We start from the raw sequence: 2,250 nt of genomic DNA, 5'->3' as shown, positions 1-2,250 counted from the left end.
AGATGAACCAGATAAATTCCGTATGCGTATATAGCGCTTCCAGTACCAAGATAGATGCTGTTTACTTTCAAGCTGCCGAGACTCTCGGCCGTCTGCTTGCCGAACACCATATCCGTTTGATAAACGGAGCTGGAAGTATCGGTCTGATGTGCTCTGTGGCAGATGCTGTGTTGAAAAATGGCGGTGAAGTGACCGGAGTGATTCCCCGCTTCATGGTGGAACAAAACTGGCATCATACTGGACTGACAGAGCTGATCGAGGTAGAATCCATGCACGAACGCAAACAGAAGATGGCCAATTTGAGTGATGGTATCATCGCTTTGCCGGGTGGATGCGGTACCCTTGAAGAATTGCTGGAAATTATCACTTGGAAACAATTGGGGTTGTATCTCAATCCGATTATAATTCTCAATACAAACAGATTTTTCGATCCATTGCTCGAAATGCTTGAAAAAGCAATCGATGAAAACTTTATGCGACGCCAACACGGTGATATATGGAAAGTGGCGCAGACACCGGAAGAAGCAGTTCAGCTGCTTTATGAGACTCCTGTATGGGATATTTCCATTCGTAAATTTGCAGCGATATGATAGGTGATACACTAAGTTCCCAGAACACGGATACCTTGTCTCTTCTCCAGCAGAAACAGATTAGTCCGGCAAAGGCAGACAGTGATAGCCTGCAGTTGGCCGATCTTCATGCTGTACAAGAGGTTGATTCTGGCTTTGAAGGAACCCCTATCTCCTACTCTCCCCGTACGGATGATGCTATTGCGCTGACATTGCTGGCTTGCTTCTTTCTCTCCTCCATTGCCTTGGCACGTGGAAAGAAATTTCTCTCCCAACAGGTGAAAGACTTTGTGTTACATCGCGAACGGACGAGCATTTTTGATAGCTCTACGGCGGCTGATGTGCGTTATCTCCTTGTGCTTGTATTGCAGACCTGTGTCTTGTCGGGCATCACATTTTTCAATTATTTTCATGATAAATGTCCTGCTCTGATGGACCATGTATCCTCCCTCCTTTTGCTGGGTATTTACGTTGGTTTTTGCCTCGCTTATTTCTTACTAAAATGGTTGCTTTATATGTTTCTGGGGTGGACGTTTTTTGATAAAAATAAGACAAATATATGGCTGGAATCGTATTCTGCGCTCATATATTATGTCGGATTTGCCCTTTTTCCGTTCGTTCTTTTCCTGGTTTATTTTGATTTGAGTCTAACGAATTTGGTTATAATTGGGTCTATTATTTTAATTTTCACTAAAATATTGATGTTTTATAAGTGGATAAAGCTTTTTTTTCATCAATTTAGCGGGCTTTTCCTATTAATTTTGTACTTTTGCGCTCTTGAAATAGTACCTTGTCTTTTACTGTATCAGGGTATGATTCAAATGAACAATATTTTGCTAATAAAATTTTAGGACGTTGAAAATTAAAAAAGTACTAGTGTCGCAGCCTAAGCCTGCGTCAGAGAAATCTCCCTATTACGACATAGCTGAAAAGTATGGCGTTAAAATAGATTTCCGGCCCTTTATTAAGGTTGAAAGTCTTTCGGCGAAAGAATTTCGGCAACAGAAAATTTCGATTCTCGACCACACTGCCGTAATATTCACTTCGCGCCATGCTATTGACCATTTTTTCACTTTGTGTACTGAATTGCGCGTGACAATTCCCGAAACTATGAAGTATTTCTGTGTGACGGAAGCTGTTGCATTGTATATTCAGAAATATGTGCAATATCGTAAGCGTAAGATCTTCTTTGGAGCTACTGGAAAGATTGAAGACTTGATTCCTTCCATCGTGAAGCATAAAACGGAGAAGTATCTCGTTCCGATGTCAGACGTACATAATGACGATGTGAAAAACCTGCTTGACAAGAACAGCATTCAGCATACGGAAGCTGTGATGTATCGCACGGTGAGCAACGACTTTACACCGGACGAAGAGTTTGATTATGATATGTTAGTGTTCTTCAGCCCTGCCGGAGTGACTTCTTTGAAGAAGAACTTCCCGGATTTTAATCAGAAAGAGATTAAGATCGGAACGTTCGGATCTACTACCGCACAGGCTGTACGTGACGCAGGTCTCCGTCTGGATCTTGAGGCTCCTACGGTGCAGGCTCCGTCAATGACTGCCGCACTTGACATGTTTATCAAGGAAAACAATAAATAAACAGAGTGGGTATATATACTTTGTGTAAAGCCGAAAGGCTGAATAGTAAAATTTTGATCGGAAAGATGTTTGAAGGCGG

3 protein-coding genes are annotated in these 2,250 nt (G+C 42.0%); all 3 read left to right on the top strand.

The features are described 5' to 3' along the window. Nucleotides 1–2: 2 nt before the first annotated feature. The 3 genes from ACT8YW_RS23050 to ACT8YW_RS23040 are packed head-to-tail and all read left to right on the top strand — an operon-like array spanning nt 3 to nt 2,171. The gene (locus tag ACT8YW_RS23050; RefSeq protein ID WP_008646994.1) at nt 3–590 is read left to right on the top strand and encodes an LOG family protein; all 588 of its coding nucleotides are present in this window, start codon (nt 3–5) and stop codon (nt 588–590) included. Beyond that, a complete protein-coding gene (locus ACT8YW_RS23045; RefSeq protein ID WP_444107259.1) occupies nt 587–1,420 on the top strand; it encodes a DUF4271 domain-containing protein in 834 nt (277 codons plus the stop codon). Before ACT8YW_RS23050 ends, ACT8YW_RS23045 begins: the two co-directional genes overlap by 4 nt. Before the next feature lie 4 nt (nt 1,421–1,424). Then, nucleotides 1,425–2,171, top strand: coding sequence for a uroporphyrinogen-III synthase (locus ACT8YW_RS23040; RefSeq protein WP_004307801.1), 747 nt, complete (start codon nt 1,425–1,427; stop codon nt 2,169–2,171). Nucleotides 2,172–2,250 lie beyond the last annotated feature (79 nt).

The sequence above is a fragment of the Bacteroides sp. genome, assembly GCF_052357945.1.
Lineage (GTDB): Bacteria > Bacteroidota > Bacteroidia > Bacteroidales > Bacteroidaceae > Bacteroides.
This window is presented reverse-complemented; position numbering and strand designations above follow the sequence as displayed.